The organism is Streptomyces sp. NPDC058279 (assembly GCF_042881255.1).
Taxonomy (GTDB): Bacteria; Actinomycetota; Actinomycetes; order Streptomycetales; family Streptomycetaceae; genus Streptomyces.
Map to the genome: position 1 here is coordinate 30,134 of NZ_JBHVYA010000013.1, position 19,095 is coordinate 49,228.

The following is a 19,095-nucleotide window of genomic DNA, read 5'->3' on the forward strand; positions in this document are numbered from 1 at the left end:
GCCCGTCGGCCGGCTCCGGCCGGGGCGCGGGCGCGGGTCGGTCGGGCCCGTCCCGCCCCCGGCCGAGGAAGCGGCCGGGGCTCCCGCCGATCCCGTCCGGGGCCGGTTCCGGGGCGGGCCCCAGGGTCTCGGCCGGGCCGAGGAAGGAAGCGGTGGGACTTCGGCCCGGGCGCAGGGCGGCCCCGGGGACACCCAGCGCCGGGGCCGGGTCCCGGTGGGAGGAGGGCAGGGGTCGACCTCGTCCTCGGGCGCGGGACCGGTTCCGGGCCCCGGGGCTGCGGCCGAGGTCGACCCGACCCCTCCGGGAACCGGTTCCGGGGCACGGTGTGCGCCGGGACCGCAGCCCCGGGGCATGGCGGCGCCCCGGGGGCAGTTAGCGCCGGGGACGAGGCGGCGGCCTCGGCCGAGGCCCCCGAACTGTTCCCGGTCTGGGCTCGGAGCGAGCCCGAATCCGGTGCCGTTCCTCGCCGAGGAAGCGGCGGGGGCTCGTCCCGGGTCCACGGCAGACCCGTGCCGGACCCGCCCACCGGCCCCCGGCCGCACCACGTCCCGGCCCCCGCCGAACCCACGCCCCGGCCCCCGGCCGAACCGCGTCGCGGGCGCGGTCGGGCGGGGGCAGGGGTCGCGTGGCCAGCCGGTGGGCGTCGCGGCTGGGAGACTGGCCGCATGAACTACCGCGTCCCCCAGCCCGTACCGCAGGTCATCCTCGACGACGTGCGGGGTGCCCAGAAGATGCTGTCGGGGGTCTCGCGGGTGACCCCCATGGAGGGCAACCGGCACCTTTCCGCGCTCACCGGCTCCCCGGTCCACTTCAAGTGCGAGAACCTCCAGCGGACGGGTTCCTTCAAGCTGCGCGGAGCGTACGTGCGCATCGCCGGGCTGCGCCCCGAGCAGCGCGCCGCCGGCGTCGTCGCGGCCAGCGCCGGCAACCACGCGCAGGGCGTGGCCCTGGCCTCCTCGCTGCTCGGCGTCCGCTCGACGGTGTTCATGCCCGTCGGGGCGCCCCTGCCGAAGGTGGCCGCGACCCGGGAGTACGGCGCCGAGGTACGGCTGCACGGACAGGTCGTCGACGAGACCCTCGCCGCCGCCCAGGAGTACGCGGACCGTACCGGGGCGGTGTTCATCCACCCCTTCGACCACCGCGACATCATCGCCGGCCAGGGCACGGTCGGCCTGGAGATCCTGGAACAGTGCCCGGAGGTGCGGACCATCCTGGTGGGCGTCGGCGGCGGCGGACTCGCCGCCGGGATCGCGGTCGCGGTGAAGGCGCTGCGCCCGGACGTACGGGTCGTCGGCGTCCAGGCGGCGGGCGCCGCCGCGTACCCGCCCTCGCTCAAGGCCGGGCACCCGGTGTCGATCGAGAACCCGGTCACCATGGCGGACGGCATCAAGGTCGGTCGCCCCGGCGACGTCCCCTTCCAGATCATCGGGGAGTTGCTCGACGAGGTCCGTACGGTCTCGGAGGACGCCCTCTCCAGTGCCCTGCTGCTGTGCCTGGAACGGGCCAAGCTGGTGGTCGAGCCGGCCGGCTGCAGCCCGGTGGCCGCCCTGCTCAGCGAACCCGAACTGTACGGCGGCGGCCCGGTCGTCGCCGTGCTGTCCGGCGGCAACATCGACCCGCTGCTGCTCCAGCGCATCCTGCGCCACGGCATGGCGGCGGCGGGCCGCTACCTGTCGCTACGGCTGCGCGTCACGGACCGGCCCGGGGCGCTGGCCGGGCTGCTGGGCGTGCTGTCGGTGGTCGACGCGAACGTGCTGGACGTGAGCCACGTACGGACCGACCCGCGGCTCGGCCTCACGGAGGTGGAGGTCGAGCTGCACCTGGAGACCAAGGGGCCGGAACACTGCGCGGAGGTCGCCCGGTCGCTGCACGGCGCGGGCTACACGGTCATCAGAGGCTGAGCCGGCCTCCTACGCGGTCCTCGGGCGGCCCGGCCGCCGGCGTGACGCGATATAACGCGATACGTGGAACGCGCTCGACCCCGCTCGACCCCGCTCGACCCCGCTCGGCCCCGGCCGCCCGCCCCCTGCGAGCCCATGCGAAAAAAGCCGGGGCGGCGCCCGCGCTCCGACCCTAGGCTTTCCTGAGGTAACACCTGATTCGCACTGGGAGAATCCATATGCCAGGCGCCATCTACGCCGAAGGTCTGGTGAAGACCTTCGGCGACGTACGGGCACTGGACGGCGTGGACCTCGATGTCCCGGAAGGAACCGTTCTCGGCCTCCTCGGTCCGAACGGCGCGGGCAAGACCACGACCGTGCGCGTCCTCACCACATTGCTCCGGCCCGACAGCGGCAAGGCCGTCGTCGCCGGGATCGACGTACTGAAGCACCCCAACGAAGTCCGCCGCTCCATAGGGCTCTCGGGCCAGTTCGCGGCCGTCGACGAGTACCTCACCGGCCGCGAGAACCTCCAGATGGTCGGGCAGCTCTACCAGATGAGCTCCAAGGCGGCCAAGGCCCGCGCCGCCGAACTGCTGGAACGCTTCCGCCTCGCCGACGCCGCCGACCGCACGGCCAAGACCTACTCCGGTGGCATGCGCAGGCGCCTGGACCTCGCCGCCGCACTCGTCGTCCGGCCGCCCGTGATGTTCATGGACGAGCCGACCACCGGCCTCGACCCCCGCAACCGCCAGCAGCTGTGGGACGTCATCCAGGAACTCGTGGCCGGCGGCACCACCCTGCTGCTCACCACCCAGTACCTGGAAGAGGCCGACCACCTCGCGCACGACATCTGCGTGGTCGACCACGGCAAGGTCATCGCCCGCGGCACCTCCGACCAGCTCAAGGCGCAGATCGGCGGCGAGCGCGTCGAGGTCGTGGTCCACGAGCGGGAACGCATCGCCGACGCCCGCGCCGTGCTCGCCGGCTTCGGCAAGGGCGAGACCACCGTCGAGGAGCACACCCGCAAGCTGACCGTCCCGGTCACCGGCGGCGCCAAGCTGCTCGCCGAGGTCATCCGCGAACTCGACGGACGCGGTATCGAGCTCGACGACGTCGGCCTGCGCCGCCCCACCCTCGACGACGTCTTCATATCCCTGACCGGCCACGCGGCCGAACTGGCCGACGAGGACAAGGCCGCGGTGAACGGCGCCGACACCGGCACCGGCACCGGCACCGGCAAGACCGACGCGGCGCCCGTCGACGCGAAGGGCCGCAAGGGCGCGGCCCGGAAGGAGGCCGCGAAGTGAGCACCACCCCCTCCCCGACCCCGGGACTCGCGGCGCCCCGCCCGCGCGGCGGCCCGGCCCAGGGCGTCAGGGACTCCCTGGTCATCGCCAAGCGGAACCTGATCCGGATGTCCCGCATCCCGGAGATGATCATCTTCGGCGTGATCCAGCCGATCATGTTCGTCGTGCTGTTCAGCTACGTCTTCGGCGGCTCGATCAGTGTCGGCGGCAACACCTCGCCCGCCGCCTACCGCGAGTTCCTGATGGCCGGCATCTTCGCCCAGACCGTCACCTTCGCGACGGCCGGTGCGGGCGCGGGCATCGCCGACGACATGCACAAGGGCCTGATCGACCGGTTCCGCTCGCTGCCCATGGCCCGGGGCGCGGTGCTCACCGGCCGCACCCTCGCCGACCTCGTCCAGACCACCCTCACCATCGTCGTCCTGGCCGCCGTCGCGCTGATCGTCGGCTGGCGCACCCACGAGAACCTCGGCAAGGTGCTGGCGGGCTTCGGCCTGCTGCTCCTGCTCGGGTACGCCTTCTCCTGGATCGGCGCCCTCATCGGCCTGTCCGTACGCACCCCCGAGGCGGCCACCTCCGGCGGGCTGATCTGGCTCTTCCCGCTCACGTTCATCTCGATCGCGTTCGTGCCCTCCGACAACATGCCGGACTTCCTGCGGCACATCGCGGAGTGGAACCCGTTCAGCGCGACCGTCCTGGCGGCCCGCGAACTCTTCGGGAACCTGCCGCCCGGCTACCCGGCGCCCGCCGCCTGGCCGATGCAGCACCCGGTTCTCGCGTCCGTCCTGTGGTCGGTACTGATCATCGTGGTGTTCCGGACGCTCGCCGTCCGCAAGTACCGCTCGGCGACGGCGTAGCCGACGGCGCGACCGCCGCGACCGGTCGCCCCGGACGCACACGAACGCCCGGCCGGATCATCCGGCCGGGCGTTCGCGGTACCCCGGGTTTCGAAGGGGGGTGATCAGCCGGTGAACGGCTTGACGTCGAGGATCTTGACGGCCGCCTTCTTGCCGTTCGGCAGCTCGTACTCGGCGTTCTCGCCGATCGTCTTGCCCATCACGCCCATGCCCAGTGGCGACTGCGGCGAGTACGTCTCGAAGTCCGAGGACGCGTACTCGCGCGAGGCCAACAGGAACTCCATGGTGTCGTCCTCGTCGCCGTCGAAGGCGATCTTGACGAGGGTGCCGGGGGCCACCACGCCGTCGGAGGCGGGCGCGGTGCCGACCTTGGCGTTCTCCAGCAGCTGTGTCAGCTGGCGCACGCGCAGCTCCTGCTTGCCCTGCTCCTCCTTGGCCGCGTGGTAGCCGCCGTTCTCCCGGAGGTCGCCCTCTTCGCGCGCGGCCGCGATCTTCGCCGCGATCTCCGTGCGGGCAGGACCAGAGAGGTAGTCCAGCTCCGCCTTCAGCTGGTCGTACGCCGCCTGGGTCAGCCAGGTGACGCTCTCGCTCGTCTGGGTCACGGGTGCTCCTCGTCGGTACAGGGGACTACAAAGCCGCCAGCGGCGGACGAAACCACGAGCCTAACAATTCGGGAAGAAAAGGGGGAGGACACCTTCCGTATGAAGTGTGTCATCGCCGGTCACGGAACCCCCCGCGGACCGGCCCGATCAGTGTGCGGCAGCCGCCTGGCAGCCCACCAGCTCCACCATCGTCGCGCGTCCCGTGGTCTTGAGCGAGACGACCTCGTCCACGCGCGTGTCGCGCTGCGGGAAGGTGAAATCGGCCCGGCCGACCTCGCCGTGATCCTTGTCCTGGGAACTGAGGGTGCACACCCCGGTGACGGTGGCGTCCTTGCGGACCTCCAAGTGGACCTTGACCTCGCTCGCGGACACGATCTGGAACGTGATCACCTGGGCGCTGACGCTCTGCCCGGCCACGTAGTCCCAGCCGATCCAGCCTACGACACCCAGCAGGGCGACCCCGAGCACCGAGCCGACGATCTTGAGCTTCCGGTCCGCCCGCTCGTCCGCCGAACGGCCGTACCGGCCCTCGGGCAGTCCCTCGCGCACCGTGCTCATCGACCGATCCTTTCGAGAGGGCCCAGCGGGCCGGGGAGCGGCACCGCCGCCGGATCCCACCCCAGGAATTTTCCGTCCCCCGATTCGGTCACTATAGAAGCCTTCGCCCTGACGAATCACAGAGGATCCTGTCTTGACCGAGCAGCTTCGACTGATGGCCGTCCACGCCCACCCCGACGACGAGTCGAGCAAGGGCGCGGCCACCATGGCCAAGTACGTATCCGAGGGGGTGCCGGTCCTCGTGGTGACCTGCACCGGTGGCGAGCGCGGCTCGATCCTGAACCCCAAGCTCCAGGGTGACAAGTACATCGAGGAGCACATCCACGAGGTCCGCGCGAAGGAGATGGACGAGGCGCGCGAGATCCTCGGCATCGAGCAGGAATGGCTCGGCTACGTCGACTCGGGGCTGCCCGAGGGCGACCCGCTGCCGCCGCTGCCCGAGGGCTGCTTCGCACTCGCCGACGTCGACGAGGCCGCCGGCCGGCTGGTGAAGAAGATCCGCGCCTTCCGGCCGCAGGTGATCACCACGTACGACGAGAACGGCGGGTACCCGCACCCCGACCACATCATGACCCACAAGGTCACGATGGTCGCCTTCGACGGCGCGGCCGACACCGAGAAGTTCCCCGAGGCCGAGTTCGGCCCCGCCTACCAGCCGCAGAAGCTCTACTACAACCAGGGCTTCAACAAGCCGCGCACCATCGCCCTGCACGAGGCGCTGCTCGCGCGCGGCCTGGAATCCCCGTACGGGGAGTGGCTGGAGCGTTGGAAGGAGTTCGAGCGCAAGGAGCGGACGCTCACCACGCACGTCCCGTGCGCCGACTTCTTCGAGATCCGTGACAAGGCCCTCATCGCGCACGCCACGCAGATCGACCCCGACGGCGGCTGGTTCCACGTCCCGATGGAGATCCAGAAGGAGGTCTGGCCCACCGAGGAGTACGAGCTGGCGAAGTCGTTCGTGGACACCACCCTCCCCGAGTCCGACCTCTTCGCGGGCATCCGGGAGAATGCGTAGCTATGAGCGCTACGCAGGCAGCATTCACCCAGCTCCTTCCGCTGGCCGCCGACACCTTCGACAAGAACAAGGTGACGCCCGGGCTCCTGGGCTTCATCGTGTTCGCCGCCCTCGCCCTCGGGGTGTGGGGCCTGATGAAGTCCATGAGCCGGCACATGGGCCGGGTCGACTTCCAGGAGGCGCCCGAGCCGGCCGCCCCCGCCCCCGACACCCGCAAGCCGTAGCGGCCCCGCGGCTGCCGTGACCCCCGCTCGGTGGGGTCACGGCACGGGCCCGGCACCGGCGCCCGGTCACGGCACGCGGACGCCCATGATCTCCCGCGAGTGCAGGTTCGGCACCAGGCCCAGGCGCCAGCCCTGCCAACCCTCCGCCGGGTCCACGCCCCGCCCCAGGATCACCGCGTACGAGTCCAGGCAGTCCGCCAGCCGGCCGTCCCGCAACGGATGCGGGGCCGCCGCCAGCCGGGCCAGTTCCGCCGCGGCCCCCTGCGGATCGGCCGGCACCGCGTACGGCAGCAGCGTGCAGCGCAGGAAGCGGGCCCAGTCCTCGCCGCGCAGATCCCCGTACGACACGAACAGCCGCGCCGCCTCCTCACACAGCACCAGCGCCTGCGACAGCCGGGCGTTGCCCGCGTCCACCACCGCCAGCTCCAGACACGTCCACCCCTCGCCGTGCGCCAGCCCGATCCGCCGGAAATCCGCACGCGCGTCCACCAGCAGCTGCCGGGCATAGCCGGAGTTCAGCAGGTTCCCCGTCTGCGCGGCCCGCTGGTCGCGGGTCACCCGGCCCGAGTCGTGACGGGCGTGCGCCAGCCCGTACACGTCCCGCATCCGCGAGAACATCGCCCGCGCCCGCTCCAGCTCCCGCACCGCCGCGTCCCGCTCGCCGCCCTCCTCCAACGCCTGCCCGAGGTAGTACAGCGTCCACGCCTCGCCCCGCGCGTCCTCCGCCAACCGGTGGCGACCCAGCGCCTCCCGCAACCGCTCCAACGCCGCGGCCGGCTCCCCGGCCACCACCCGGGACCGACCGAGCTGGGTCAGCGCCCACGCCTCGCCGCGATCGTCACGCGTGCGCCCGTACAGCTCCAGGGCCAGCCGCAACTCCGCCTCCGCCCCCTCCACCGCCCCCAGCCGCAGGTACACCTGCCCCAGCTGGAAATGCGCCCACGCCTCGCCGTGCACGCTCTCGCTGTCCCGGTGCAGCGCCAGCGACCGCTCCAACAGGGACAACGCCTCCGCGAGCAGCCCCCGATCGCGCTCCACCGCCGCCAACGCGTGCAGTCCCCACGCCCGGTCGCCCGCCAGGTCGTCCGCCTCCTGCAAGGTCAACGCCTCCCGGAGCCGGGACGCCGCCTCCGGGAGATTGCCCTGGTGGTGCAGCGTGATCCCGAGCGAGACCAACGCCATCGCCGCGCCCGCCTCCTGCCGCGCCTCCATGTACTGGTCGACCACCGACGTCAAGGTGGTACGGGCCTTGTCCAGGTCACCGAGCTGACGCGCCGCGATACCCGTACGCCACTGCACCGAACGCGCCAGCCGACCGCCCGGGCCGGCCCGACCGCCCTCCACCAACCGCGCCAGCTCGTTGATCTCCCCCAGCCGGTAGAGGTCCCCGCGCAGCAGACAGAAGTCGCACAGCGCGCCCAGCAGATCCAGGACCGCCTGCTGGTCGACGTCCTCCGAGTGCCGCAGCGCCGCCGTGATGAAGCTCGACTCGTCGTCCAGCCAGCGCAGCGCCGCGTCCAACGAGGCGAAGCCGTGACCGCCGAAGTGATGGGCGCGCGTCGACATCTTCCCGTCCACCATCCGGATCACCGAGTCCGCGAGCTGCGCGTAGTTGCGGATCAGCCGCTCGTGCGCCGCCGCGGCCCGCGCCCGGTCCTCGTCCGCCACGAGCCGCGCCGCCGCGTACGCGCGCACCGCGTCGTGCATCCGGTACCGCTCCCCGCGTACGTGGTCCAGCAGCCCCGCCTCCGCCAGCTCGCGCAGCGACCGCCCGGCCTCCACCGGATCGGCGTCGATCAGCGCGGCCGCCGCCGACGGGCCGAGCGAGGCCCGTCCCGCCAACGTCAGCCGCCGCAGCAACCGCCGTCGCTCCTCGGGCAGGCTTTCGTAGGCCGAGGCCAACGCCGCTTCGAGCCCGCCGCCGGACGCCCCCGGCAACCGGCCGAGCGGGGCCAACACCCGCAGCGCGAGCGGCAGACCGGCGCCGAGCTCCAGCACGGCCCCTTCCGTCTCCTCGTCGTACGGGACCCCACCCGCCGCCCCGACCGCCGCCGGGCGCGCGGCCCGGACCAGCTCCGCGGCCTCCGGCCGACCCAACCGGGTGACCGGCAACTGGTACACCCACGCCGCGAGGTCCGCCGGCAGCTCCAGCGGGCCGGACGCCGTCACCAGCACCAGACTCTCCGAACGCTCCGGAACCAGCGTGCGGACCTGCTCCGGGTCCACCGCGTCGTCCAACACCACCGTCACCGGCTGCCCCCGCAGGTGCTGGTGGTACAGCTCGCCCAGCCTGCGCACCTGCTGCTCCGCCGACGCGCCCTCACGGAACAGCAACTGCTCGCGCGGGGCGCCGAGCCGGTTCAGCAGGTGCAACAGCGCCTCGCGGGTCGGCAGCGGCGCCTGACCCGCCTCGGCCGCGCCGCCCCGCAGGTCCACCACGCACGCGCCCCGGAACTGGTCCCGCAGCGCGTGCGCCGCCCGCAGCGCCAAGGCCGTGCGGCCCGAACCCGGCTCGCCGTGCAACACCACCACCACCGGCCGGGTCTCGGTACCGGCCCGGGCCGCCTGCACCCACCGCACGATCCGGGCCAGCTCCTCCCGCCGCCCCGCGAACACCGCCTCCGAGCTCGGTAGCTGCCCGAAGGACTGCTCCAGCGCGCCGCGCCGACGGGCCTGCGCACTGCGGTCCGTACCGCGCAGCGCGGGGCCGGCCCCGCCGGCGGGCTGCTTGGCGAGCCCGACGACACCGGCCGCGCCGCCCGCCCCGCCCGGGCCGCGCGGGCCGGTGCGCACCGCCGCCGCCACCAACCGCTGCTGCTCCAGGAAGGGACGTATCCCGCGCACCTCCAGCACCGACAGCCAGTGGAGCCGCAACTGCTCGGCGCCGCCCGGCCGTCCCAGGACGCCGGCCCGCCGGTTCGCCGCCGGCAGGTGCAGGGCCGTCACCTTGGCCACCGTCGCCGCGGCCCCGGCGACGCCCGCGACCAGGCCCGCGCCGAGGGCGGTACCCGCCGCCACCCCGAAGGCAAGGTCCGCGCCGGCGGCGGCCGCGGCGGCGACCCCGGTCACCAGCAGGGCGGTGGAGGTGTTCGCCCGCCGGAACGCCTCCGCCAGGGACTCCTCCCCGGCCGCCGCCTCGTCCAGCGCGCGTACGTACGCCTCGTACTCCACGGCGGCGGCAGCGGCGATCCGCTCCAGCTCCTCCCGCCCCCGCGCGAGCAGCGCCGCCTTGTCCACCGGCGCGCCCACCGGCGCCCGCCGCGCCTCCTCCGCCACGGCCCGCTCCAACAGTCGCTCGGCCTCACCGCGATGGCTGTCCCGCATCGGCATCCCCTCAGAGAGCTCCGGCAACGAGCCCCAAGTGTCCTGCGGCACCTCCACGAGTGCGAGCAATCTGAGCTAGTTCAGAGGGAGTTGACCCCCCACCCCGCCCACACCCGCATATATCCACGCCCCGGCCCGACCGGGTGACGGGACGAACACCGACCGGGTGACCCTCGTGCGGTGCCCTCGCCCGGAGGGTCGGTCCCGTAACCCGATCATCGGTTCGTGCGTTGGGTCGAGCATCAGACGAACTCTGGGGCCAGGGGCGCGTCCGGCTCCCGGAACCCATGCGGCTGCGGTGGCAGTCCGGCGAGATGGGGTTCGAGGAGAAGCGGAAGGTGATCGCCTCGGTCTTCAGCCACCTGGTGATCAAGCCGGGCAGGAAGGGGAACCGGGTCTGGGACTACGGGCGCGTGGTGCCGGTATGGAAATGGGTTGATCGTGTACGGGTCGCTGATGGGGTGGCCTGATGGCCCCGTCGCCGGCCGCGGCGCGCCCCGTGAGGCAGGATTGGCCTCATGCCGAACCGCCTCGCGCACGAGACCTCTCCGTACCTCCTCCAGCACGCCGACAACCCCGTCGACTGGTGGCCCTGGTGCCCTGAGGCGTTCGCGGAGGCGCGGGAGCGGGGCGTGCCCATCTTGCTGAGCGTGGGCTACAGCTCGTGTCACTGGTGCCATCGATTGAGCAGCGAGAGCTTCGAGGACGAGTCGACGGCCGCCTACATGAACGAGCACTTCGTCAACATCAAGGTCGACCGCGAGGAGCGGCCCGACGTCGACGCCGTCTACATGGAGGCCGTGCAGGCCGCCACCGGGCAAGGGGGCTGGCCCATGACGGTGTTCATGACCCCCGACGCCGAGCCGTTCTACTTCGGGACCTACTACCCGCCCGTGCCGCGCCACGGCATCCCCTCCTTCCCGCAGATCCTCGAAGGCGTCCACACCGCCTGGGCCGAGCGCCGCGAGGAGGTGGCCGATGTCGCGCAGCGCGTCGTACAGGACCTCGCCGGCCGCAAGCTCGACTACGGGAGGGCGGGCGCCCCCGGTCCCGAGGAGCTCGCGCAGGCGCTGCTCGCGCTGACCCGCGAGTACGACGCCGCGCGCGGCGGGTTCGGCGGGGCCCCGAAGTTCCCGCCGTCCATGGTGCTGGAGTTCCTGCTGCGCCACCACGCCCGCACCGGCTCCGAGGGCGCCCTCCAGATGGCGGCCGACACCTGCGAGGCCATGGCCCGCGGCGGGATCTACGACCAGCTCGGCGGCGGCTTCGCCCGGTACTCCGTGGACCGGGACTGGGTGGTGCCCCACTTCGAGAAGATGCTCTATGACAACGCGCTGCTGTGCCGGGTGTACGCACACCTGTGGCGGGCCACCGGATCGGAGCTCGCGCGGCGCGTCGCGCTGGAGACCGCCGACTTCATGGTCCGCGAGCTGCGCACCCGCGAGGGCGGCTTCGCCTCCGCGCTCGACGCCGACAGCGAGGACCCGGCGAGCGGCAAGCACGTCGAGGGGGCGTACTACGCCTGGACCCCGGCGCAGTTGACCGAGGTGCTCGGCGAGGACGACGGGCTGCTTGCCGCCGTGTACTTCGGGGTGGGCGACGAGGGGAACTTCGAGCACGGCACCTCCGTACTGACGCTCCCGCAGGACGGGCCCGCCCTCGACGCGGCGAAGGCGGCCGGGATCAGGGAACGGCTGCTGGCCGCGCGGGAGCGGCGTCCCGCCCCCGGCCGGGACGACAAGGTGGTCGCCGCCTGGAACGGGCTGGCCATCGCGGCGCTCGCCGAGTGCGGGGCGTACTTCGAGCGGCCCGACCTGATCGAGCGGGCCACCGAGGCCGCCGACCTGCTGGTCCGGGTGCACATGGACGGCAAGGCCCGGCTGGCGCGGACCAGCAAGGACGGCCGGGTCGGCGCCAACGCGGGGGTCTTGGAGGACTACGGTGACGTCGCCGAGGGGTTCCTGGCGCTCGGCGCCGTCACCGGTGAGGGGGTCTGGCTGGAGTTCGCCGGGTTCCTCCTCGACCTGGTGCTGGACGGGTTCACCGCCGAGGACGGCTCGCTGTACGACACCGCGCACGACGCCGAGGAGCTGATCCGGCGTCCCCAGGACCCGACGGACACGGCCGCGCCCTCCGGTTGGACCGCCGCGGCCGGCGCGCTCCTGTCGTACGCCGCGCACACCGGCTCCGAGGCGCACCGCACGGCGGCCGAGCGGGCGCTGGGGGTGGTGCACGCCCTCGGGCCGCGGGTGCCGCGGTTCATCGGGCACGGGCTGGCGGTGGCCGAGGCGCTGTCGGACGGGCCGCGCGAGGTGGCCGTCGTCGGGCAGCCGGACGATCCGGCGACGGCGGCGCTGCACCGGACGGCGCTGCTGGGGACGGCGCCGGGGGCGGTCGTGGCGGTGGGCCTGCCGTTGCGGGAGGACGGCAGCGGCGGCGAGTTCCCGCTCCTGGCCGATCGGACGTTGGTCGAGGACCGGCCGACCGCGTACGTCTGCCGGCACTTCGTCTGCTCGCGGCCCACGACGGAACCGGCGGAGCTCGCGGAGCAGTTGGGCGCGGTGACGACCTGACGGCTCCGGTCATGTCCTGAGTGCCTGAGTGCCTGGGTGCCTGAGTGCCTGAGCGCGCCGCCGGCCGCCCGCGGGTCTCGAAGCGGGCGGCCGGCGGGGTGGTCGTCAGTGCTGGTACGCGGCGATGGAGATGCCGACGTAGTGCGCGACGAACGCCGCGAGGGTCAGCGAGTGGAAGACCTCGTGGAACCCGAAGAAGCGGGGGGAGGGGTTGGGGCGCTTCATCGCGTAGATGACGCCCCCGGCGCTGTAGAGCAGGCCGCCCGTGATGACGAGGACCAGTACGGCGACGCCGCCGGTCCGCAGGAAGTCGGGCAGGAAGAAGACGGCCGCCCAACCCATCGCTATGTAGCAGGGCGTGTAGAGCCAGCGTGGCGCGCCGACCCAGAAGACGCGAAAGGCGATACCGGCCGTGGCGGCGATCCAGACCGCCCACAGGAGCGTCCGTCCGGTGGAGTCGGGGAGGAGGAGCACCGTCAGCGGGGTATACGTCCCTGCGATGATCAGGAAAATGTTGGCGTGATCGAGCCGCCTCAGCACGGCCTCGCCCCGCGGCCCCCAGGTGCCGCGGTGGTAGACGGCGCTCACCCCGAAGAGCATGCAGGCCGTCAGCACATAGACACCACAGGCCACTCGGGCCCTGGTCGAGTCGGTGAAGGCCATCAGGGCGAGGCCGGCGACGACCACTGCGGGGAACATCCCGGTGTGCAGCCAGCCCCGCATGAGCGGCTTGAGTTCCGCGGGGCCCTCGGGGGCCGTTTCGGCCACGGCGGCGACGTCAGAAGTCATACCGCACATGCTACCTACGGGTCCGTAGGTTTCCATTAGTGGGCTTTACGGAAGATTGACACGAGTGGCGATGCTCACGTGAGAAGCCCTCTGGACATATGCGCATACGCACCGGATGATCAGATGAGTGCGGTCGGCACCGGATGAGCGGAGCGCGAAGCGTCCGGGTCGCAGCCCCCACGGGGCATACACCAAACAAACCCCTCAACAAGGAGCAATCGTGGCGCGCGACAACGCGGCTCCCACCACTTCCGTCCCGACGAACCACACGGAGCTCATTTCCTGGGTCGATGAGATCGCGGCCCTCACCGAGCCGGACCAGGTCGTCTGGTGCGACGGCTCCGAGGCCGAGTACGAGCGCCTGTGCGAGGAGCTCGTCTCCAAGGGCACGTTCAAGAAGCTCGACCCGGCCAAGCGCCCGAACTCGTACTACGCCGCCTCCGACCCCTCCGACGTCGCGCGCGTCGAGGACCGGACCTTCATCTGCTCCGAGAAGGAGGAGGACGCGGGCCCGACCAACCACTGGAAGGCCCCTTCCGAGATGAAGGAGCTGTTCGCGGGGGAGAAGGGGATCTTCCGCGGCTCCATGAAGGGCCGCACGATGTACGTCGTGCCCTTCTGCATGGGCCCCCTCGGCTCCGACCTCTCCGCGATCGGCGTCGAGATCACCGACTCCGCCTACGTCGCGGTCGCCATGCGCACCATGACCCGCATGGGCAAGGCCGTCCTCGACGAGCTCGGCACCGACGGCTTCTTCGTCAAGGCCGTCCACACCCTCGGCGCTCCGCTCGCCGAGGGCGAGACCGACGTCCCGTGGCCGTGCAACACCACCAAGTACATCTCGCACTTCCCGGAGACCCGCGAGATCTGGTCCTTCGGCTCCGGCTACGGCGGCAACGCCCTGCTCGGCAAGAAGTGCTACGCGCTGCGCATCGCGTCCGTCATGGCCCGCGACGAGGGCTGGCTCGCCGAGCACATGCTGATCCTCAAGCTCACCCCGCCGCGGGGTGAGGCGAAGTACGTCGCCGCCGCGTTCCCGTCCGCCTGTGGCAAGACCAACCTCGCCATGCTGGAGCCCACGATCCCCGGCTGGACGGTCGAGACGATCGGCGACGACATCGCCTGGATGCGGTTCGGCGAGGACGGCCGCCTCTACGCGATCAACCCCGAGGCCGGTTTCTTCGGCGTCGCGCCCGGCACCGGCGAACACACCAACGCCAACGCCATGAAGACGATGTACGCGAACACCGTCTTCACCAACGTCGCGCTCACCGACGACGGCGACGTGTGGTGGGAGGGCATGACGGAGGAGACGCCCGCCCACCTGATCGACTGGAAGGGCAACGACTGGACGCCCGAGTCCGGGACCCCGGCCGCCCACCCCAACGCCCGCTTCGCCGTCCCGGCCTCGCAGTGCCCGACGATCGCCCCCGAGTGGGAGGACCCCAAGGGCGTCCCGATCTCCGCGATCCTCTTCGGTGGCCGCCGCGCCTCCGCCGTGCCGCTGGTGACCGAGTCCTTCGACTGGAACCACGGCGTCTTCATCGGCTCGAACATCGCCTCCGAGAAGACCGCCGCCGCCGAGGGCAAGGTCGGCGAGCTGCGCCGCGACCCGTTCGCCATGCTGCCGTTCTGCGGTTACAACATGGGCGACTACATGGGCCACTGGATCGACGTCGCCAAGGACAAGGACCAGGCCAAGCTGCCGAAGATCTACTACGTGAACTGGTTCCGCAAGAACGACGCGGGCAAGTTCGTGTGGCCGGGCTTCGGCGAGAACAGCCGGGTCCTCAAGTGGGTCGTCGAGCGCCTCGACGGCAAGGCCGAGGGCGTCGAGACCCCCATCGGCATCCTGCCGACCGTGGACTCCCTCGACACCGAGGGCCTCGATCTGCCGGCCGAGGACCTGGAGTTCCTGCTGACGGTCGACAAGGAGGTCTGGCGCGACGAGGCCGCCCTGGTCCCCGAGCACCTGAACACCTACGGCGACCACACGCCGAAGGAGCTGTGGGACCAGTACCGCGCGCTCGTCGAGCGCCTGGGCTGAGCCGGCCCGTTCCCGCCTGATCAGGACCGGCCCCCGGTCCTCCGGGCAGGTCGTACGCGTCCGCCGACGGCGGGCCTCCGTTTCCCGGAGGCCCGCCGTCAGGCGTTTCGGGGCAGGTGAAGTCGGCCGGTCCGTGGGTGAGTTGCCCCGCCCGGGGCGCTGGTTCGAGTGAACGTCGGGGTCCAGGCGGTCCCACTTCGAAATGCTGTGTGAACCTGCGGGTGCTGGTGGGTCGCGCGGGCGGCGGGGAGGATCGGGCCATGGGCGTGAGCGCGTTGAAGTGGCAGGGCTGGTTGGCCGGCCTGGTGGTGGTGGCCGGACTGCTGGTGTTCGCCCCGCTGGGCCTGTACGTGTGGGCCAGCGGCGGCGGGACCGGCGCGGCCGTACCGGAGCGGCCGGCGGCGCAGGACGTACGGGTCACCGCGTGTCGGGTCGAACCGGCGAGCCGGCGGGTGGTGGCGACCGTCGAGGTGACGGGCCGCGCCACGGCTGGTGGTGCCTACGTCGTCACGGTCGAGTTCCGCGAGAGCGCGGACCCGGCGCCGGGGGCCCGGGCGGCCCAGGCGCTGGTGCGGGTTCCGGGGGTGGCACCGGGGGCGACGGAACGCGGTGAGGCGGTCGGCCCCGTGTGGCCGGCCGCGAAGGTCCCGTGGTGCGGGGTGGCGGCGGCGCAGTTCACACCGTCACCGAGTTCCACACCGTCGCCCTGAGGGTGTGTGGCACCCGGTCCGGAGCCTCCGCGGCCCCGGACCGGGGCCGTCAGTGGGCGCCGGCCCGGTCCTGGGAGTCCAGGGCGGCGGCGTGCGCGTCCATGCGCTCGGCGGCGAGGATCGCGACGGTGGTGTCGGCGCGGGACGCGGCGACGAGCAGCACCCGGCCGGCGAGGTCGTGCGCGCGGCGGTGCAGCCGGGCGGGATCCGCCGCCCGGTCGTGGGCCGGCCGCTCGTGGGCCGCGCGCGCCGGCCGGGCCCCGCGCAGGCGGGTGACCTGGTCGGCGATCCGGGCGGCGGCGTCGTCGAGTCCGAGTTCGTCGGTGACGGCGAGGAGCGCCGCGAGGTGCCCGGCGAGCTGGATGTCCAGGGCTTCGCCGCGGCTGCGGTGCGGGTAGTCGGTGTGGCCGCCGGGCATGCGGTGGACGACCGACTTGGTGCGGATCGGCTCGTACATGAGGTGGCCTCCTGCGGGTCAGGAGACCATCCTACATTGGATCGGTTCTAAAGTTGTGCTCGATCCGGCGAGACTCCAGTCTCCGGCGAGTCCGGAGCGACCCGAAAGCGCCCGCCGTCCGAGCCGACCGCAGGGTCGCCCCGCTAGGGCTGGCTGTAGCCCTCCAGGAAGTTCCCGATGCGGGTGACCGCGTCCGCCAGGTCCTTGGCGTTCGGCAGCGTGACGATCCGGAAGTGGTCCGGTTCCGGCCAGTTGAAGCCCGTGCCGTGCACCACCATGATCTTCTCGGCCCGCAGCAGGTCGAGGACCATCTGCCGGTCGTCCTTGATCTTGTAGACCGCCGGGTCCAGCTTCGGGAACAGGTACAGCGCGCCCTTGGGCTTCACGCAGCTGATGCCGGGGATGCGCGTCAGCAGGTCGTACGCGGTGTCGCGCTGCTCGCGCAGCCGTCCACCGGGCAGTACGAGGTCGTTGATCGACTGCCGACCCCCGAGCGCGGTGGCGACGGCGTGCTGCGCCGGCATGTTGGCGCACAGCCGCATGTTCGCCAGGATCGTCAGGCCCTCGATGTACGAGGAGGCGTGCTTCTTCGGGCCGCAGACCGCCATCCAACCGGCCCGGTATCCGGCGACGCGGTAGTTCTTGGAGAGCCCGTTGAAGGTCAGGGTCAGGACGTCCGGCGCGATCGCGGCGGTGTTGGTGTGCGTGGTCCCGTCGTACAGGATCCGGTCGTAGATCTCGTCCGAGCAGACGACCAGGTTGTGGCGGCGCGCGATGTCGGTCAGGCCGCGCAGCATCTCGTCGTCGTAGACGGCGCCGGTCGGGTTGTTCGGGTTGATGATCACCATGGCCCGGGTGCGGTCGGTGATCTTGCGCTCGATGTCCGCGAGGTCCGGCATCCAGTCGGACTGCTCGTCGCACCGGTAGTGCACCGCGGTGCCGCCGGCGAGGCTGACCGAGGCGGTCCACAGCGGGTAGTCCGGCGCCGGGACCAGGACCTCGTCCCCGTCGTCCAGCAGCGCCTGCATGGACATCTGGATCAGTTCGGAGACGCCGTTGCCGAGGTAGACGTCCTCGACGTCCAGCTCGATGCCCTTGGTCTGGTAGTGCTGCATGACCGCGCGCCGCGCGGACAGCAGACCCTTCGCGTCCCCGTAGCCGTGGGCGGTGCCCAGGTTGCGGAGCATGTCCTCGAGGATCTCCGGCGGGCACTCGAAGCCGAAGGCCGCGGGGTTGCCGGTGTTCAACTTGAGGATGCGATGACCTGCCGCTTCGAGCCGCATCGCCTCTTCGAGGACGGGTCCGCGGATCTCGTAGCAGACATTGGCGAGTTTCGTTGACTGGATCACCTGCATGACGGGAGCTTACGGGCCCGGCGGCGACCGCGCCGCTTTATTCCGGCACCTTTCGGCGAGGCGATATGTCCCGGTTCGGGGGATGCGGAGGCCACGGCCCGCACGCTCCTTGGAAACCGTGGCCCAGCCCGCGTTCCGCCCTGCGGAACGACCGCGTTCACCCGCGTCGGCCGCCCCGGTGTTGCGCTCGTCACCCCACGGTGTACCGGGCCTGGGTGAAACCGCCGCCCAGGGCCTTGGCCTCCCGCAGGGTGAGGTCCACGTCCTCGTCCAGCGCCCCGAAGAGCGGCAGACCCGACCCGAGGAGTACCGGCGCGGTGGTGAGGGTGAGTTCGTCCAGGAGGCCCTCGCGCAGGAACGTTTGGACCATCCGGCCGCCGTCCACGTAGACGCTCTTGGCGCCCAGATCCGTCAGGCCCGCCATGAGTTCCTCCAGCGAGCGGTACACCGTCACGCGCGGGTCGTCCGTGGTCAAGGTGGTGCTGAGGACCACCACGCGCTTGCCCTCGTAGGGCCAGAACCCGAAGGTGAGCACCTTCTCGTAGGTGTTGCGGCCCATGGCGAGGGTGTCGATCCCGGCCATGAACCCCTCGTAGCCCGTGTCCCCGGCGGCCTCGCCGCGGGTGGTCAGCCACTCGATGTCGCCGTCGGGGCGGGCGATGAACCCGTCGAGGCTGACGCCTATGGTCACGGCGGTGCGGAAGGTGCGGTCCCAGGTCATGCGGTGTCCCTTCGGTCGGTGGTGCCGGTGGCCCCTAGTGGGTCGCCGGCGTCGGTGCTGGTGGTCGCGTCGGTGCGGTGCGGCGCGAGGGTGGCGGTCAGGGCGGCGCGCCGGCGCTCGGCGAGGCCGCCCTCGTGGTCGACGGCCCAGAGCAGCCCGGCCCCGGTGACGGCCGCCCGGACGGTCTCGGTGAGCGCGGCGACATCGGTGTCCGGGTGGAGCTCGCCCGCATCCGCCGCCCGGTCGAGCAGTGCCCGGCAGGCGTCGTGTTGGGCCCGCTCCGAGGCGAGCGCGGACTCGCGGAACTCCGGGTCGGCCAGGTCGGAGCAGAGGAAGGCCAGGTGATGGGCGTACGCCTGCGGGGTGGCCACCGGGCTCCAGGTCTCGGCGATCAGTCGGGCCAGCGCGTCGAGCGCCGAACCGTCCTCGCGGCCGACGCGCTCCCGGAGTTCCGCGAATCGCGCCGCCCCGTGCCGGGCCAGCGCGAGCAGCAGCCCGCGCTTGGAGCCGAACCGCTGCACGAGCGTTCCGGGCACCAGTCCGACCTCCCGCGCCACGGCGGCCAGGGTGAGCTTCGCCGGTCCGGTCCGGCCCATCACCTCGACGGCCGCCCGCAGGATCGTGGAGTCGTCGACGCCCCGGGGTCGTCCGGCCACGCCCCACCTCCGCCCC

17 protein-coding genes are annotated in these 19,095 nt (G+C 72.2%); 9 read left to right on the forward strand and 8 right to left on the reverse strand.

Annotated features, from left to right (window positions below):
- Positions 1 to 666 precede the first annotated feature (666 nt).
- The 3 genes from ilvA to ACFVXJ_RS22965 all read left to right on the forward strand — a co-directional run bounded on the left by ilvA (position 667) and on the right by ACFVXJ_RS22965 (position 4,048).
- On the forward strand, positions 667 to 1,902 hold the full coding sequence (gene ilvA / locus ACFVXJ_RS22955; protein ID WP_389664190.1) for a threonine ammonia-lyase: 1,236 nt from the start codon (positions 667 to 669) through the stop codon (positions 1,900 to 1,902).
- Positions 1,903 to 2,120: 218 nt separating this feature from the next.
- Entirely contained in the window at positions 2,121 to 3,191 is a 1,071-nt protein-coding gene (locus ACFVXJ_RS22960; protein WP_389664192.1) for an ATP-binding cassette domain-containing protein, read from the forward strand.
- Complete coding sequence (locus ACFVXJ_RS22965) at positions 3,188 to 4,048, forward strand: ABC transporter permease (RefSeq protein WP_389664194.1); 861 nt, start codon at positions 3,188 to 3,190, stop codon at positions 4,046 to 4,048. Before ACFVXJ_RS22960 ends, ACFVXJ_RS22965 begins: the two co-directional genes overlap by 4 nt.
- A gap of 104 nt (positions 4,049 to 4,152) precedes the next feature.
- Here ACFVXJ_RS22965 and greA read toward each other — a convergent pair whose 3' ends face one another.
- Together greA and ACFVXJ_RS22975 are read right to left on the reverse strand one after the other, a co-directional pair.
- Entirely contained in the window at positions 4,153 to 4,650 is a 498-nt protein-coding gene (greA, locus tag ACFVXJ_RS22970) for a transcription elongation factor GreA (protein ID WP_361310152.1), read from the reverse strand.
- A gap of 147 nt (positions 4,651 to 4,797) precedes the next feature.
- On the reverse strand, positions 4,798 to 5,208 hold the full coding sequence (locus tag ACFVXJ_RS22975) for a DUF4307 domain-containing protein (RefSeq protein ID WP_389664196.1): 411 nt from the start codon (positions 5,206 to 5,208) through the stop codon (positions 4,798 to 4,800).
- Between the two features lie 133 nt (positions 5,209 to 5,341).
- Here ACFVXJ_RS22975 and mca point away from each other — a divergent pair, with 133 nt between their 5' ends.
- Together mca and ACFVXJ_RS22985 are read left to right on the forward strand one after the other, a co-directional pair.
- Complete coding sequence (gene mca, locus ACFVXJ_RS22980; protein WP_361310148.1) at positions 5,342 to 6,223, forward strand: mycothiol conjugate amidase Mca; 882 nt, start codon at positions 5,342 to 5,344, stop codon at positions 6,221 to 6,223.
- 2 nt (positions 6,224 to 6,225) lie between these two features.
- Positions 6,226 to 6,447 (forward strand): hypothetical protein, encoded by a 222-nt coding sequence (locus ACFVXJ_RS22985; RefSeq protein WP_389664198.1) that lies wholly within the window; start codon positions 6,226 to 6,228, stop codon positions 6,445 to 6,447.
- Positions 6,448 to 6,513: 66 nt separating this feature from the next.
- On the opposite strand, the gene ACFVXJ_RS22990 is transcribed toward ACFVXJ_RS22985, so the two are convergent.
- Positions 6,514 to 9,771, reverse strand: coding sequence for a tetratricopeptide repeat protein (locus tag ACFVXJ_RS22990; protein WP_389664200.1), 3,258 nt, complete (start codon positions 9,769 to 9,771; stop codon positions 6,514 to 6,516).
- A gap of 314 nt (positions 9,772 to 10,085) precedes the next feature.
- On the opposite strand from ACFVXJ_RS22990, the gene ACFVXJ_RS22995 reads away from it, so the two are divergent.
- Positions 10,086 to 10,241 carry a hypothetical protein gene (locus ACFVXJ_RS22995; protein ID WP_389664202.1) on the forward strand — a complete coding sequence of 52 codons (156 nt, stop codon included), beginning with the start codon at positions 10,086 to 10,088 and terminating at the stop codon, positions 10,239 to 10,241.
- A gap of 48 nt (positions 10,242 to 10,289) precedes the next feature.
- The gene (locus ACFVXJ_RS23000; protein WP_389664204.1) at positions 10,290 to 12,344 is read left to right on the forward strand and encodes a thioredoxin domain-containing protein; all 2,055 of its coding nucleotides are present in this window, start codon (positions 10,290 to 10,292) and stop codon (positions 12,342 to 12,344) included.
- A 105-nt stretch (positions 12,345 to 12,449) separates the two neighbouring features.
- Here ACFVXJ_RS23000 and ACFVXJ_RS23005 read toward each other — a convergent pair whose 3' ends face one another.
- Complete coding sequence (locus tag ACFVXJ_RS23005) at positions 12,450 to 13,133, reverse strand: hemolysin III family protein (RefSeq protein ID WP_389664206.1); 684 nt, start codon at positions 13,131 to 13,133, stop codon at positions 12,450 to 12,452.
- 220 nt (positions 13,134 to 13,353) lie between these two features.
- Here ACFVXJ_RS23005 and ACFVXJ_RS23010 point away from each other — a divergent pair, with 220 nt between their 5' ends.
- Together ACFVXJ_RS23010 and ACFVXJ_RS23015 are read left to right on the forward strand one after the other, a co-directional pair.
- Complete coding sequence (locus ACFVXJ_RS23010) at positions 13,354 to 15,180, forward strand: phosphoenolpyruvate carboxykinase (GTP) (protein ID WP_389664208.1); 1,827 nt, start codon at positions 13,354 to 13,356, stop codon at positions 15,178 to 15,180.
- Between the two features lie 266 nt (positions 15,181 to 15,446).
- The gene (locus ACFVXJ_RS23015; protein WP_389664210.1) at positions 15,447 to 15,890 is read left to right on the forward strand and encodes a hypothetical protein; all 444 of its coding nucleotides are present in this window, start codon (positions 15,447 to 15,449) and stop codon (positions 15,888 to 15,890) included.
- Between the two features lie 49 nt (positions 15,891 to 15,939).
- Here ACFVXJ_RS23015 and ACFVXJ_RS23020 read toward each other — a convergent pair whose 3' ends face one another.
- The 4 genes from ACFVXJ_RS23020 to ACFVXJ_RS23035 form a co-directional block, all read right to left on the reverse strand.
- Positions 15,940 to 16,347, reverse strand: coding sequence for a hypothetical protein (locus tag ACFVXJ_RS23020; protein WP_389664212.1), 408 nt, complete (start codon positions 16,345 to 16,347; stop codon positions 15,940 to 15,942).
- A gap of 143 nt (positions 16,348 to 16,490) precedes the next feature.
- Positions 16,491 to 17,702 carry a pyridoxal phosphate-dependent aminotransferase gene (locus ACFVXJ_RS23025; protein ID WP_389664213.1) on the reverse strand — a complete coding sequence of 404 codons (1,212 nt, stop codon included), beginning with the start codon at positions 17,700 to 17,702 and terminating at the stop codon, positions 16,491 to 16,493.
- Between the two features lie 190 nt (positions 17,703 to 17,892).
- Positions 17,893 to 18,423 (reverse strand): dihydrofolate reductase family protein, encoded by a 531-nt coding sequence (locus tag ACFVXJ_RS23030; protein ID WP_389664215.1) that lies wholly within the window; start codon positions 18,421 to 18,423, stop codon positions 17,893 to 17,895.
- The gene (locus ACFVXJ_RS23035; protein WP_389664217.1) at positions 18,420 to 19,079 is read right to left on the reverse strand and encodes a TetR/AcrR family transcriptional regulator; all 660 of its coding nucleotides are present in this window, start codon (positions 19,077 to 19,079) and stop codon (positions 18,420 to 18,422) included. Before ACFVXJ_RS23035 ends, ACFVXJ_RS23030 begins: the two co-directional genes overlap by 4 nt.
- Positions 19,080 to 19,095: the final 16 nt, after the last annotated feature.